This window comes from Massilia sp. UMI-21 (assembly GCA_015277795.1).
GTDB lineage: Bacteria > Pseudomonadota > Gammaproteobacteria > Burkholderiales > Burkholderiaceae_D > Telluria.
On sequence record CP063848.1, the window covers coordinates 4,426,456 to 4,441,030 of the forward strand.

Consider the following 14,575-nt stretch of genomic DNA (forward strand, 5'->3'; position numbering starts at 1 on the left):
CTGGAATAGTTGTAGTCGAAGGATTGTAATTGGTTCGGTCCGGCCCGGCTCAGCGCAGCGCGGGCCCGCTGTACTTCATCAGCAAGCCCTTCGGGCCCACCGCCCAGCCCCGGGTCGGGCTGGAGAAGCCGACCGTGTTCACCGGCGTCTTGTCGAGTGGGGTCCAGCTCCGGCCGGCATCGCGCGAGTATCCCGATCCCGCCAGGCCGGCCGCCACCAGGGTGCGCGGCGCGCCCGGTACCGGCGCCACCACCGACAGATAGCCGGCCGGCGCCACCTCGACCGGCGTCCAGCTCGCGCCGCCATCCGCGCTGTAGGCGCCGTTGATGCCGGCCATGCGGGTTTCCTTGTAGTCGCCGCCGGCGGCGAAGCCTTCTTTCGGATTCAGAAAAGCCACCGAGAACACCCCGCGCGCGGCCGCGCCGGCCGGAATCGGCGTCGAGGACGCACGCCAGGTCTTGCCGCGGTCGGGCGAGTGGAACACGCGCGAGCTGGCGCTGCCGCCGGTGGCGATCCAGGCATCGTCCTGGCCGGCCACGCTCAGGCAGGTGCCGCTGGCGGCGAAGGCGCCCTCGTTCGGCAGCGCGTCGAGCCCCTTGGCCGCGACCTCCTGCCAGCTGGCGCCGCCGTCGGCGGTGGTGTAGACCTGGAAGCTGCCCTTGACCGGATCGCCGAACAGGATGCCGTTGTCCTTGTCCCAGAAGGCCATCGCGTCCCAGAAACCCTCGGCCACGCCGTTGGTGACGACCAGGCGCCAACTGGCGCCGCCGTCGGTCGTGCGGTAGATGCGCGAGGCCGCGCCCGGCCCCGCCCCCATCACGACGGCCGTCTTCGCATCGAATGCCTGGATGTCGCGCAAGTCGATCTGCCCGGCCTCCGGCACCTGCATCGCCTGCCAGTGCACGCCGTCGACCGTGCGCAGGACCGTGCCCCTGGCGCCGCTGGCCCAGGCGACCTTGTCGCTGACGACCGACAGGCCGCGCAGTTCGGCGCTGGAGCCGCTGGGGATGGTTTGCCAGGGCGCTGGGGGAGCAGAGGCGAAGGCCGCGTTCGAGGACAGCAGGGCGGCGATGAGCAGGGCACGTGCAGGCAGGGACATGGTTCCTCGGTGGTGGGGTGACGATGGTGCATTGTAGCGCGCCATGCATCCCCCCAGGCAAGGACGGTGCCGCCCCTGTTTACTCTTCGAGCGTGGCGATGGTGGCGACCGGCTCGCCCTGCTCCCAGCCGCCGCCCAGCGCACGCGCCACGGCCACGGTGGCCAGCAGGCGCTGGGTGCGGATCTGGGCCGCCGCGCGGTCCGCCGCCAGCGAGGTGCGCTGGGCATCGGTCACGTCGAGGTAGGTCGACACCCCGCGTTCGTAGCGCGCCTGCGCCACCAGCAGCGCGCGTGCCGCGGCCTGCCGCGCCTGCGCCTGCACCTCGCCCTGCTGCTGGCGCTGCCGCAGGTCCGACAGCGCATCTTCCACTTCGCGCAGGGCGCCCAGCAGACGGGTCTGGTGGTTGGCCACCGCTTCTTCGTAGCGCGCCGTCGACAGCGCCAGGTTGGCGCGGTTGCGGCCGCCATCGAACACCGGCAGCGACAGCGCCAGCGGACCGACGGAAAACTGGCGCGCGCCGCCGCTGACGAGGTCTTCCAGGTGCTTGGAGGCGAAGCCGACATTCGAGGTCAGCGACAGCGACGGATAGAACGCGCCTTCGGCCACGCCCACCTGGGCGTTGAAGGCCTTCAACTGGGCCACGCTGGCCGCCAGGTCGGGACGCTGTCCCACCAGGCTGGCCGGCAGGCCGACCGGAATGCCCGGGGGCAGCGGCAGCTGCGCGCTGTCCGTCGCTGCGGCCATCAAGGGCTGGCTGGGCGAGGCGCCCACCAGCGTGGCCAGCGCGTGTTCGACCGTATTGCGCTGGCGCTGCACCTCGTGCAGGTCGGCTTCGGCATTGGCGCGCTCGATGCGGGCGCGCGAGACATCCAGTTCGTTGGTCAGGCCGGCCCTGAAGCGGGCTTCGACGATGTCCTGGGCTTCGCGCCGTGCGGCCAGCGCGTTCTTCAGGACCGCCAGCTCGGCGTCCAGGCCGCGCAGCTGCCAGTACGAACCCGCCACCTGGCTCGACAGCAGCAGCAGCACGCCGTCGCGATCGATCTGGGCCGCCAGCGCCTGGGCGTCGGCCGCTTCCACCACGCGCCGCACCCGGCCCCACAGGTCGAGCTCATACGAGAACGAGGCGCCGACGCTGAAGTTGTTGCCTTCGATCGAACGGCCGCCCAGCGCGATGCCCTGCGCGGTCTCGGCGGAGGTGCGCGCGTTCGACACGCCCGCCCCCACCGCCACGTTCGGCGCCTGGCCTGCGCGCAATACGCCCAGCTGGGCGCGGGCCTGCAGCAGGCGCTGCGCCGCCGCCTGCACGCCCGGATTGTCGCGCAGGGCGCGCTGCTCCAGGCGGTCGAGGGTGGCGTCGCCGAATACCGTCCACCACCGCGAGGGCAGGCGCGCCGCGTCAGCCGCCGGCGCCGCATGGCGGAAGGCCGCATCGGACGCGCCGGCCGGGGCCTGGAAATCGGGACCGACGGTGGCGCAGCCGCCGAGGGCGGCGGCGAGCGCGGAGACCAGTACGAGCTTGTTCAACATAGGCATATTCTTCATGACTCTCTTCATTCTTGATCAGTGGGCGCCCGACGCGCCGCCCGGCGACTTCACCTTGTCCGCCAGCCAGATCGCGGCGATGCAGGCGATCAGCACCAGGCCGATGATCCAGAAGCCGTCGTTGTAGGCCATGACATAGGACTCGCGCCGCACGATGCGGTCGAGCATGGCCAGCGCCTGGCCGCTTGCGGTAGCCGGGTCCATGCCGCCCGCAATGAAGCCCTGGGTCAGCTGTTCCAGGCGCTGCTGGGTCGGCAGCGCGTAGTTCGAGACCGCTTCGCCCAGGCGCGCCGAATGAAAGTGCTCGCGCGTGGTCAGGGCCGTCGCCAGCAGCGCGATGCCGATCGAGCCGCCCAGGTTGCGGGTCATGTTGAACAGGCTCGAGGCCGACGGCATGTCCTTCGGCGGCAGTCCCTGCATCGCGAAGTTCGACAGGGTCAGCATCACGAAGGGCTGGCCGATCGCGCGGATGATCTGGGTGACCATCAGCTGGTCGTAACCGGTGCTGGCGTCCATGAAGGCGTTCATCAGGCAGGAGCCGCCGAACAGCAGCAGGCCGAAGGAGCACAGGATGCGGTTGTCGACTTTCGAGGAAAGCGCCGCCGCGAACGGCATCACGAGCAGCTGCGGCAGACCGACCCAGGCGATGACTTCGCCGATCTGCATCGGCGTGTAGCCCGCGATCTGGCCCAGGTACAGGGGCAGCAGGAAAGAGGATCCATATAAACCCATGCCGGTGACCGCCGACAGCACGGTCGCGACCAGGAAGTTGCGCTGGCCGTAGAGGCGCAGGTTCACGAAAGGGTCGGGCCGCGAGAAGCTTACCGCCACCCAGCCCAGGATGCCCACCAGCGACAGCGATGCGAAGCTCACGATGAACGAGGACTCGAACCAGTCCTTCGAATTGCCCTCTTCCAGGAAGATGGTCAGGCAGGCCAGGCCCATCGCCATCAGGCCGATGCCGAGCCAGTCGGCATGGAACAGGGTCTTCAGGTTCGGCTTTTCCTTGTCCATCCCATACAGCATGCCGGCGATCAGGAGCACGCCCGGGACCCAGTTGATGTAGAAGATCGAGGGCCAGCCGTACAGCTCGGACAGGTAGCCGCCCAGGGTCGGGCCCATGGCCGGCGCCAGCGTGGCGGTGAGGCCGAAGATGGCCATGCCGACCGCGCGCCTGGATGCGGGCAGGCGCGTCACCACCAGCGTCATCGCCATCGGAATGAGGGCGCCGCCGGTGAAGCCCTGCAGCATGCGGAACACGATCATGCTTTCCAGGTTCCACGCCGCGCCGCACAGGGTCGAGAACACCAGGAACAGCGCGGTGGTGCCGATCATGTAGTTGCGCGCGCCGAGTGCGCGGGTAAACAGCGCGGTCATCGGGATCACGACGATCTCGGCGCACAGGTAGGCGGTCGAGATCCACGAGCCTTCTTCCTGCGTGGCCGACAGCGAGCCGAGGATGTCGCGCAGCGAGGAATTGGTGATCTGGATGTCGAGCACCGCCATGAAGGCGCCCAGCATGCCGGCGGCCACGGCGATCCAGGTGCGCGCGTCGATATGGGCGCCGTCGACCGGCGCGCCCGGGGCGGCGGCGGGCACGGCGGCCTTGCTGAGGCTGGTCATTGCGGATCCTTGGGGGACGACTTAGTGCGCCACAGCCGCGGTCCGGGTGGGCGCGGGCTCCTGGCCCAGTTCCACCTCGGCCACCACCGACATGCCCGGCACCAGGCGGCCGGCGTATTTCTTCACGTCGGCCGGGTCGAGCACGATCTTGACCGGCACGCGCTGGACGATCTTGGTGAAGTTGCCGGTCGCGTTATCGGCCGGCAGCAGCGCGAACTGGTTGCCCGAGGCCGGCGAGAAGCTGTGCACGCGTCCTTCAAGGTGCTTGCCGGGCAGCGCGTCGACTTCGAGCTCGACCTTCTGGCCCGGCGCCAGGCCGGCCAGCTGGGTTTCCTTGAAATTGGCGGTGACCCAGACCTCGTCCTCGACCACGGCCAGCAACTGCTGGCCCGGCTGCACGCGCGAACCGACTTCGACGCTGCGCCTGCCGACGCGGCCCGCCACCGGCGCCACGATCCGGTTGTAGGCCAGCTGCTGGCGCGCGTCCTTCAGTTGCGCCTGCAGCACCTTGACCTGGGCCTCGAGCACGTCGCGGCCGGCAGCGGCGGCCAGCACCTGGGCGCGCGCCGCGGCGGCGCCGTCGCGGCGGGCCGCCACATCGGCGTCGGCAGCGGCGCGCGCGGCGCGCGAGGCATCGACTTCCGCCTTCGAGACTGCCTTCATGGTCTCGTTGTACAGCTGGCCGAAGCGCTCGGCGTCCTGGCGCGCACGCACCAGCTGGGCCTCGGCCTGGCGGACCTGGGCGCCGGCGGCGTCGGCCTGCGCCCGCACCTGCGCCACCTGGGCGTCGGCCTGGGCGATCTGCTGCTGGGCGCTGGCGATCTGCGCCTCGATCTGCTCGACCCGCACGTGGTGGTCGGCCGGGTCCAGCTCGGCAATCACGTCGCCCGCCGCCACCTTCTGGTTATCGTCGACCAGCACGCGCGTCACCACGCCCGCCACCCGCGAGGACACCGGGTGCACGCGGCCGGTGACATAGGCATTCTCGGTCTCGACAAAGTGACTGCTGCGGTACCACATGCGCCCGCCCGCGCCGAGGGCGACCAGGGCGATCAGCGCCACCACGCCCAGCACGCGCTTGTTGGGCGGCGTCTTGCCGGGCGCCGCCGGTGCCGATCCGGTAGTCGGGACTGCCGGCTGGCCTGCAGCCGGGGTGTGCGATTCTGCCATGGGGTGGAACTCCGCTGAAAATGAAATGGGTCGTGCGCATTATTCGCCAAGCGCCTGGCGAAGTCAAGAAATGAAACGGTTGCATTTCATTTTGAGGTCGATTACATTACCCACCATGAGCAAAGCGATTCCCGATCCCAGCCCGCCCCTGAAGTCCGCCGGCCGCCCCAAGGCCTCGGAGGTCGCGGCGCGCACCCGGGAATTGATCGAGGTCGCCGGTTGCCTGTTCCTCAAGCATGGCTACACCGGCGTGAGCCTGGAAACCATCGCCCGCGAGGCGCGGGTGGCGGTACGAACCATCTATGTGAAGTTCGGCGGCAAGGCCGGCCTGCTCAAGGCCGTGCTGGCAGCGCGGCGCGCGCGCTTTTTCCCGGCCGAGAAGATGGACGTGGACCAGCGCCCGGTGCGCGAAGTCATCGGCGAGTTCGCCGGCTATTTCTACGACATGCTGTGCGAGCCCGATGCGATGACCCTGCAGCGTGTGGTCATGGCGGAAGCCGGCAGCAATCCGGAACTGGCGGACGCGTTCTATGAAGCCGGCCCGCGCATGACGCGCGAGATGCTCGAGCGCTACTTTGCGCGCCCGGACGTACGCGCGCAGTTGCGGGTCGACGTGCCGCTGACCCTGCTGCCCTCGCACCTGATCGCCTGCATCGTCGGCGACCCGGTGGTGCGCTACCTGTTCCCGGAGCGGGAACCAGGCCGCGAAGAAGCGCATCGCCTGCTTTCCGAACGGCTAGAGTTGTTTTACCGCAGCATTTTTTGACCAGATGGTCAAACTTGGGTCTGTGCGGCATCGCACCGACCTGGAGCAAGTACTTGTGACATTCTGACATCCTTATCAAGGAGGATGTCATGAACAATAAAACAACAGCGACCGTTGGCCGCGAGGAGGAAGCATGAGCAAGTCTTCTCGTTACGAATGGCGCGACCAGCAGGCAGCCCTGCAGGAGCGCGTGAAGGGTTTCCTCCAGAATCCCGACAACGAGCAACTGGAAGCAGTCGTTGCAGAAATGCGTGCCTACGCTGCCGCAGCCCAGGCAGGCACCATCGACATTCCGCAGCGCTTCATCGCATTCACGTAAGCAAGCGCTTACCCAACAAAGCCGCCCCACGCAAGCCGGGCGGTTTTTTTACGCCCTGCCCGGGCGCTTCAGGCCAGGGCCGGCGCAGGATCGCGCTGGGACTCGGTCTCGAAGTCGAACAGGCGGGTCAGGCAGTACACCTTGCGCGGGGCGCGGTGGCGTTCGTGGATTTCGCGGGTGGTTACTTCGACCCGGCACGGCTGGAGCGCGACCTGGCGCGGGTCGATCCTGTTCGGCGCAGCTTCCGCGAAGCGTGCCGCAAGCTGCTGGGAAATGGTGCCGTGGACGAGCTGTGGCTCGCCGTGGACCGTGGTCCTGAGCTCGAAACAGCGCGTTTCGGGCAGCACAAACACCGTCCCGACGTATTCATTGCCGTATTCGTACATAGCAGTCTCCCTGTAGCGTTGACACGCGACCGGCGGCAAGTGGCTTGCCGCCACACTTTCCCATCATAGCAAGTCAGATCGGCGCGCGCGGCTGTCACGATTGAAATCCTCGCCCTGCCGTTCGCGCCGTCGGAAGGCAGTTCGCGCCGGACCAGGGCCGCTTCGTCGCAAGCGCGGACGCGCGCCTGGCCGACTTCGCACAATGGCGCCATCAACCCACACAGGAGACCGCCATGCACCCGATCCATAGCACCGCCTTTGTTGCCATGTTCCTTGCCGGCGCCGCCGGCGCAGCCGAGCTGCGCATCCAGGTCGACGACCTCCGGTCGGCGCAGGGCAAGGTCATGATTGCCGTCTACGATTCGGCCGACAGCTTCCTCAAGCGACCGGCCAGGGCGGCCCGCGTGACGGCCGAGGCCGGCACTGTCAGCGCCCACATCAAGGACCTGCCGCCGGGCGAATACGGCATCGCCCTGTTCCACGACGCCAACGACAACGGCCGGATGGACAGCAATGCGATGGGCATTCCCACCGAAGACCACGCTTTCAGTAACAATGCCCGCGGCAACATGGGGCCGCCGACATTCGAACAGGTACGGTTCGCCCTGCCCGCGGCCGGCGCCACCGCCACCATCAGCCTGCGCTGAGGAGCGGCCATGGACCGCCGCCGCTTTCTCGCAGGGCTGACCCGCAGCGGATTGGGCCTGGGCGCACTTGGCCTGGCGGGTGGCGCGCGCGCCGACGCGGCAAGCTGGCGCCGCTTCCACGCCGCCCTGGACCGCACGCCCGCACTGGCGGTGTATGCCGATACGGTGGGCAGCCAGGCCGGCGAAGCGGCCCTCAGCGGCCGTCTGCCGGCCGAGCTGCGCGGCAGTTTCTACCGTAACGGCCCGGGCCGCTTCGAGCTGGGCGGCGAGCGCTACCACCACTGGTTCGACGGCGACGGTTTCGCGCAGCGCTGGACGATTGCCGACGGCCGGGTCCAGCACCTGGGCCGCTTCGTCGAGACGCGCCGCTTCCTCGACGAGTCGCAGGCCGGGCAATTCCTGTATCCGTCCTTCGGCACCTATGTCGCGCGCCGGGGCTTTCGCGACAACGACAGCCTGAACGCCGCCAATACCAACCTGCTCCCCTTCGCCGGCCGCGTGTACGCGCTGTGGGAAGGCGGCTCGGCCACGGAAGTCGATCCGGGGACCCTGGCGACCATCGGCCTGAAGACCTGGCGCGACGATCTGCGCGCGATGCCGTTTTCGGCGCATCCAAAAATCGATCCGCAGGGCGGCATGTGGAATTTCGGCGCCCTGCCCGGTTCCGACCGCATCGCGCTGTACCAGATCGGGACCGATGGCCAGGTCCGGCGCACCGGCCTGGTGCCGGTGCCGCGGCAGGCCATGGTGCACGACTTCGCGGTCAGTGCCAGGCACCTGATCTTCCTGGTGCCGCCCTACGATCTCACGCCAGACAGGGAGCTGAGCTTCGCCGAACGCCACGTATGGGCCGGCAGCGGCCCGGATGCGCGCCCGCTGCGCGTGGTCGTGGTGGCCAAGGACACGCTTGCGGTGCGCACGATATTCGAGCTGCCCCCGCGCATGGTTTTCCATTTCGGGAACGCCTGGGAAGATGGCGACTGCACCCGCTTCGACGTGGTGCTGCACGAGGGCGACGTGCTGGCCGAACTCGGCGGCCTGATGGTCGGTGAACGCCGCGCCAGCCTCCGGAACCGCAGCGCGACGCTGCAGGTGTGCCTCGACTACGCCACCGGCCAGGCCGCGACCAGCCGATTGTTCGGCGCCAGCGAGTTCCCGCGCGTGATGCCGCAGGTGGTGGGCAGGCGCCACCGCCGCCTGGCGCTGCTCGGCGGTGACGGCCCCGTCCTCTCGAGCGTGAACCTGGTGGACACCGACACCGGCAAGGTCGACGGCTACCATTTCGGCGCCGGCTGGCAGGTCGAGGAGCATGTGCTGGTGCCGCGCCGCCACGCGCGCTCGGAAACCGACGGCTACCTGGTGGGCGTGGCCCAGGATTTGCGCAAGGGGGTCGGCGTGATGACGGTGTTCGACGCGGCGCATGTGGCGGACGGTCCGCTGGCGCTGGCACGCCTGCCCTATCGCACACCGCACTGCTTTCATGGTAATTTCTTATCTGCATGATCAATACACCCTCCCTTTCCGAGCGCCACGACACCATGCGCGAGCGCGGCCATCCGCTGGAACTGATTCCGCTGTTCCGCCGCTGGCCGTCCTCGCTCGGGCGCAACCTGCTCTATACGATGATCTGGAGCAGCCTGCTCGGGCTGGCGCTGACGGTGCTGCAACTGCTGTTCGGCCGCGCCGGCATCGGGTTCGTGCGCCTGCTGCTGGCCACCCTCGTCATCAGCAACCTGATCGGCTTCATGATCCACGGCGCGCTGCATCTCCTCGAACGATATCTGCCACGCGAGAACATCCGGCTATTTCGCAGCGCCCAGGTGCTGGCGATCGCCGCGGCCAGTGTGATCGGCATCCCCTTCGGCAATGCGCTCATGGTCGGCAAGAGTCCGCTGCGTTTCTACCAGACCAGCGGCGCCCTGGTGTACCTGCTGCTGTTCGGCCTGATGACGGCCGGCCTGATGGTGCTGGTGCTGGTGGCGGGCGAACGGCGCCTGCGCCGCGCCGCCGAGACGGCGCGCCAGCAGGAGCAGATCGCCGCCGCCGGGCGCCTGGTGGCCGAGGCGCGCCTGCGCGCGCTGCAGGCCCAGATCGAACCGCACTTCCTGTACAACACCCTGGCCAACGTGCTCGGCCTGATCGACCGGCAGCCGGCCAAGGCGCGCCGCATGCTGGAACGCTTCATCGACTACCTGCGCGCCAGCCTGTCGGCCAGCCGTGCCGAGCATGCCACCCTGGGCGCAGAGCTGGAGCTGGCCGGCGCCTACCTCGACGTGCTGGGTGTGCGACTGGAAGGGCGCCTGCGCTGGCGCGTCGACGTCGCTGCCGGCCTGCGCAGCTTGCCGATCGCGCCGATGCTGCTCCAGCCGCTGGTCGAGAACGCGATCATGCACGGCATCGAGCCGATGCTGGAAGGCGGCGAGATCGCGATCGGCGCGCGCGTGGACGGCGACTCCCTGTGCATCGAAGTGTGCGATACCGGCATGGGCCTGCACCCGGGCACGGCGGCTCCCCGCCCCGGCAGCGGCGTCGGCCTGTCCAACCTGCGCGAGCGCCTGCGCCAGCTGTACGGCAAGAGCGCCCAGCTGCAGCTGGTCGAGAATCCCGCAGGCGGCGTCACCGCGCGCCTCCTGCTTCCCCTGTCAGCCAACCACCTGGTGCCATCATCGACCATCCCCACGCCCTGATCGCGGACGACGAACCGCATCTGCTCGACTACATGGAATCGCAGCTGGCCCTGGCCTGGCCGGAACTGCGCGTCACCCGCGCCGCCAACGGCGTGCAGGCGCTGGCGCTGATCGACGAGCTGGCGCCGCAGGTCGTGTTCCTGGACATCCAGATGCCGGGACTGAACGGCATCGAGCTGGCGGCGCGCCTGTGCGACGGCAGCCGTCCGCCGCGCGTGGTGTTCACCACCGCGCATGAGCATTACACGCTGCAGGCCTTCGAGCAGGCGGCCTTCGATTACCTGCTCAAGCCGATCGGGCTGGAGCGCCTGTCGCGCACGGTGGCGCGGCTGAAGGGCGCCCTGGCCGCGCCGGCACCGGCCGCCGATGCGCTGGCGAGCCTGCAGGCGGCATTGCGGCAACTCGGCGTGCCCGCGGCCCCGCCGCCCCTGCAGTGGATCCGCGCGGCCAAGGGACAGGAAACGCGGCTGATCGCCATCGACGAGGTGATCTACTTCCAGAGCAACGACAAGTACACCAGCGTGTTCCTGTCCGATGGCGAAGCGCTGATCCGCACGCCGCTGAGCAAATTGAAGGAACAGCTGGACCCGCAGCAGTTCTGGCAGATCCACCGCGGGGTGATCGTCGCGGCGCGCCAGGTGGCGGGCACGCGCACCGACTTCCGCGGGCGCCTGCAGGTGCGCCTGAAAGGGCGCGATGAACAGCTGGTGGTGAGCCGCAACTACGTGGACCTGTTCAAGCAGATGTAGCGCAGGCAAAAAAAACGGGACCAGTGCGAGCCAGGTCCCGTTTCACCGCATCGTTCAGGGAACGATCACTTCTTGCGCGCCGGCGGCAGGTCGGTACAGACGCCCTTGTAGACTTCCGCCGCCATGCCGATCGATTCGCCCAGGGTCGGGTGCGGGTGGATGGTCTTGCCGATATCCACGCCGTCCGCGCCCATCTCGATGGCCAGCGCCACTTCGCCGATCATGTCGCCGGCATTGGTGCCGACGATGGTGCCGCCGATGATGCGCTTGGTCTCGGCGTCGAACAGCAGCTTGGTGAAGCCTTCGTCGCGGCCGTTGGCGACCGCGCGGCCGCTGGCGTTCCACGGGAAGTGGCCCTTCTCGACCTTGATGCCTTTCTGCCTGGCTTCGTCCTCGGTCAGGCCGACCCACGCCACTTCCGGATCGGTATAGGCCACCGACGGGATCACCTTGGCGTCGAAATACGCCTTCTCGCCGTGCGCCGCCTCGGCCGCCACGTGGGCTTCGTGCACCGCCTTGTGCGCCAGCATCGGCTGGCCCACCAGGTCGCCGATGGCGAAGATGTGCGGCACGTTGGTGCGCATCTGGCCGTCCACGCCGATGAAGCCGCGGTCGGTCACCGCCACGCCGGCCTTCTCGGCGGCGATCTTCTTGCCGTTCGGGCTGCGGCCCACGGCCACCAGCACCAGGTCGTACAGCTGCGGTTCCGGTGCGGCGGCGCCGGCTTCGGCGGCTTCGAAGGATACCTTGATCCCTTCCGGCAGCGCTTCCACGCCGACGGTCTTGGTCTTCAACATGATGTTGTCGAAGCGGTGCGCGTTGTACTTCTGCCAGACCTTGACCGCCTCGCGGTCGGCGCCCTGCATCAGGCCGTCCATCATCTCGACCACGTCGATGCGCGCACCCAGGGTCGAGTACACGGTGGCCATCTCCAGGCCGATGATGCCGCCGCCGATGACCAGCATGCGCTTGGGCACCTGGCGCAGTTCCAGCGCGCCGGTCGAATCGACGATGCGCGGGTCTTCCGGCACGAAGGGCAGCTTCACCACCGCCGAACCGGCGGCGATGATCGCCTTGGCGAACTTGACGACTTTCTTGCTGCCGTCTGCCGCCGTGACTTCGATGTGGTTCGGGCTGAGGAACTGGCCCACGCCCTGCACCACATTGACCTTGCGCGCCTTGGCCATGAAATTCAGGCCGCCGGTCATCTTCTTGATCACGCCATCCTTGTAGGCGCGCAGCTTGTCGATGTCCACATCGGGCTTGGCGAAGCTCACGCCCAGGTCGGCCATGTGCGCGGTCTCGTCCATGATGTGCGCCACGTGCAGCAGCGCCTTGGACGGGATGCAGCCCACGTTCAGGCAGACGCCGCCCAGGGTCGCGTACTTCTCGACCAGCACGGTGTTCATGCCCAGGTCCGCCGCGCGGAAGGCGGCCGAATAGCCGCCCGGACCCGCGCCCAGCACCATCATCTCGCATTCGATGTCGACCTGGCCGCTGTAGCTGGCCGCGTCCGGCGCCGGCGCTGCCGCCGGCGTGGCGGCAGGCGCCGGGTGCGCCGGTGCGTAGGAGTCGGTCGGCTTGGCGGCGGCGGTCGGCGCCGCGGCGGCCGGCGCGACGGCCTGCGCCGGCTGGGCCGCAGCCGGCGCAGGCGCTGCCGCGCCCGCAGCCGATTCCTCGACCATCAGGAGCAGCGAACCTTCGTTCACCTTGTCGCCGACCTTCACCTTGATTTCCTGGACCACGCCGGCATGGGTCGACGGGATCTCCATGCTGGCCTTGTCCGATTCGACGGTAACCAGCGACTGGTCGACCTTGATGCTGTCGCCCGGCTTCACCAGCAGTTCGATGATCTCGACGTCCTTGAAGTCGCCGATGTTCGGAACCTTTACTTCAACAGTGCTCATGCTCGGCTCCTTACAGTAGGGTCTTGCGCAGGTCGGCCAGGACGTCGGCCAGGTAGGCGGCGAAGCGGGCAGCGCCGGCGCCATCGATCACGCGGTGGTCGTAGGACAGCGACAGCGGCAGCATCAGGCGCGGCTGGAAGGCGGCGCCGTCCCATACCGGCTTCATCGCCGACTTCGACAGGCCCAGGATCGCCACTTCCGGTGCGTTGATGATCGGCGTGAAGGCCGTACCACCGATGCCGCCCAGCGACGAGATGGTGAAGGTCGCGCCCTGCATCGCGCTCGGCGACAGCTTGCCGTCGCGCGCGGCGGCGGACAGTTCGCCCATTTCGACCGCGATCTGCGAGATCGTCTTCTTGTCGGCATCCTTCACGACCGGCACCACCAGGCCGTTCGGGGTGTCTGCCGCGAAGCCGATGTTGTAGTACTGCTTGAGGATCAGGCTGGCGCCGTCTTCCGACAGCGACGAATTAAATTGCGGGAACTTCTTCAGCGCAGCAACCGAGGCCTTGATGACGAAGGCCAGCATGGTCAGCTTGACGGTCGACTTCTGCTTGGCCAGCGCGGCGTTCGAATCGACGCGGAACTGCTCCAGGTCGGTGACGTCGGCGTCCTCGAAATGGGTCACGTGCGGGATCATGACCCAGTTGCGGTGCAGGTTCGGGCCCGAGATCTTCTTGATGCGCGGCAGGGCCACGGTCTCGGTCGGGCCGAACTTCGAGAAGTCCAGCGACGGCCAGGCCAGCACCTGCATGCCGTTGCCGGAACCGCCCGATTGCGCCGGTGCGCTTGCTGTCGGGCCGGCAGCCATCACGCCCTTGACGAAGCCCTGCACGTCCTGCTGGGTGATGCGGCCTTTCGGGCCGGTGCCCGGCACGCGCGCCAGGTCCACGCCCAGTTCGCGGGCGAACTTGCGGATCGACGGCGACGCGTGGGCTTTGGAGCCGGTGACGCCTGGCGCCGGCGCGGCGGCTGCCGGTGCCGGCGCGGCGGCTGGTGCCGGCGCTGCGGCTGCGGCAGGCGCCGGAGCGGCGGCGGCCGCGGGCGCGGCGGCAGCGGCGCCGCCGGTGGATTCGAGCAGCAGCACCAGCGAACCCTTGGCGACCTTGTCGCCGACTTTTACTTTGATTTCCTTCACCAGGCCGGCGTGGCTGGACGGGATCTCCATGCTCGCCTTGTCCGATTCGACCGTGATCAGGGACTGGTCGACCTTGATCTGGTCGCCCGGCTTGACCATCAGTTCGATGACTTCGACTTCCTTGAAGTCGCCGATGTCGGGCACCGTGACTTCGACGATACCGCCCGCTGCTGCGGGAGCGGCAGCGGCAGCGGCAGGTGCCGGGGCAGCTTCGGCCGCCGGTGCGGCAGCGGCAGCTGCCGGGGCAGCGGCGGCCGCGGGTGCGGCGGCGTCGCCGGCTTCTTCCAGCAGCAGCACCAGCGAACCCTCGGCGACCTTGTCGCCGACCTTGACCTTGATTTCCTTTACCACGCCGGCGTGGCTCGACGGGATTTCCATGCTCGCCTTGTCCGACTCGACGGTCACCAGCGACTGGTCGACCTTGATCGTGTCGCCCGGCTTGACCATCAGCTCGATGACTTCCACTTCCTTGAAGTCGCCGATATCAGGGACTTTGACTTCCACAATGCTCATAGTGTTAGCTCCAATTATTCTTTGAGTT

13 protein-coding genes are annotated in these 14,575 nt (G+C 68.4%); 6 read left to right on the forward strand and 7 right to left on the reverse strand.

Translation table 11 applies throughout. The annotated features are described in order from the left end of the window. Window positions 1–49 precede the first annotated feature (49 nt). The 4 genes from IM543_19555 to IM543_19570 all read right to left on the reverse strand — a co-directional run bounded on the left by IM543_19555 (window position 50) and on the right by IM543_19570 (window position 5,435). A complete protein-coding gene (locus tag IM543_19555; protein QOY93712.1) occupies window positions 50–1,099 on the reverse strand; it encodes a hypothetical protein in 1,050 nt (349 codons plus the stop codon). Window positions 1,100–1,178: 79 nt separating this feature from the next. Further along, a complete protein-coding gene (locus IM543_19560; protein ID QOY93713.1) occupies window positions 1,179–2,627 on the reverse strand; it encodes an efflux transporter outer membrane subunit in 1,449 nt (482 codons plus the stop codon). A 33-nt stretch (window positions 2,628–2,660) separates the two neighbouring features. Further along, window positions 2,661–4,265, reverse strand: a complete 1,605-nt coding sequence (locus tag IM543_19565; protein QOY93714.1) for a DHA2 family efflux MFS transporter permease subunit — start codon at window positions 4,263–4,265, stop codon at window positions 2,661–2,663. A 21-nt stretch (window positions 4,266–4,286) separates the two neighbouring features. Beyond that, entirely contained in the window at window positions 4,287–5,435 is a 1,149-nt protein-coding gene (locus tag IM543_19570; protein ID QOY93715.1) for an HlyD family secretion protein, read from the reverse strand. Between the two features lie 115 nt (window positions 5,436–5,550). On the opposite strand from IM543_19570, the gene IM543_19575 reads away from it, so the two are divergent. Next, entirely contained in the window at window positions 5,551–6,201 is a 651-nt protein-coding gene (locus IM543_19575) for a TetR/AcrR family transcriptional regulator (GenBank protein ID QOY93716.1), read from the forward strand. Window positions 6,202–6,334: 133 nt separating this feature from the next. Then, window positions 6,335–6,520: a hypothetical protein gene (locus IM543_19580; protein QOY93717.1), complete on the forward strand. Its 186-nt coding sequence runs from the start codon at window positions 6,335–6,337 to the stop codon at window positions 6,518–6,520. 68 nt (window positions 6,521–6,588) lie between these two features. On the opposite strand, the gene IM543_19585 is transcribed toward IM543_19580, so the two are convergent. Beyond that, on the reverse strand, window positions 6,589–6,906 hold the full coding sequence (locus tag IM543_19585; GenBank protein QOY93718.1) for a hypothetical protein: 318 nt from the start codon (window positions 6,904–6,906) through the stop codon (window positions 6,589–6,591). A 233-nt stretch (window positions 6,907–7,139) separates the two neighbouring features. Between IM543_19585 and IM543_19590 the strand changes: the two genes are divergently transcribed. From IM543_19590 to IM543_19605, 4 genes are read left to right on the forward strand one after another with little or no spacing between them, the layout of a single operon-like run. Beyond that, the gene (locus IM543_19590) at window positions 7,140–7,553 is read left to right on the forward strand and encodes a DUF2141 domain-containing protein (protein QOY93719.1); all 414 of its coding nucleotides are present in this window, start codon (window positions 7,140–7,142) and stop codon (window positions 7,551–7,553) included. A 9-nt stretch (window positions 7,554–7,562) separates the two neighbouring features. Continuing rightward, a complete protein-coding gene (locus IM543_19595) occupies window positions 7,563–9,056 on the forward strand; it encodes a carotenoid oxygenase family protein (protein QOY93720.1) in 1,494 nt (497 codons plus the stop codon). Beyond that, complete coding sequence (locus tag IM543_19600; GenBank protein ID QOY93721.1) at window positions 9,053–10,240, forward strand: histidine kinase; 1,188 nt, start codon at window positions 9,053–9,055, stop codon at window positions 10,238–10,240. Before IM543_19595 ends, IM543_19600 begins: the two co-directional genes overlap by 4 nt. Further along, window positions 10,219–10,989: a response regulator transcription factor gene (locus IM543_19605; GenBank protein ID QOY96770.1), complete on the forward strand. Its 771-nt coding sequence runs from the start codon at window positions 10,219–10,221 to the stop codon at window positions 10,987–10,989. Before IM543_19600 ends, IM543_19605 begins: the two co-directional genes overlap by 22 nt. A 65-nt stretch (window positions 10,990–11,054) precedes the next feature. Here the strand turns inward: IM543_19605 and lpdA are convergent, their stop codons facing one another. Further along, complete coding sequence (lpdA, locus tag IM543_19610; protein ID QOY93722.1) at window positions 11,055–12,896, reverse strand: dihydrolipoyl dehydrogenase; 1,842 nt, start codon at window positions 12,894–12,896, stop codon at window positions 11,055–11,057. Window positions 12,897–12,906: 10 nt separating this feature from the next. After that, window positions 12,907–14,547 (reverse strand): dihydrolipoyllysine-residue acetyltransferase, encoded by a 1,641-nt coding sequence (aceF, locus tag IM543_19615; GenBank protein QOY93723.1) that lies wholly within the window; start codon window positions 14,545–14,547, stop codon window positions 12,907–12,909. Window positions 14,548–14,575: the final 28 nt, after the last annotated feature.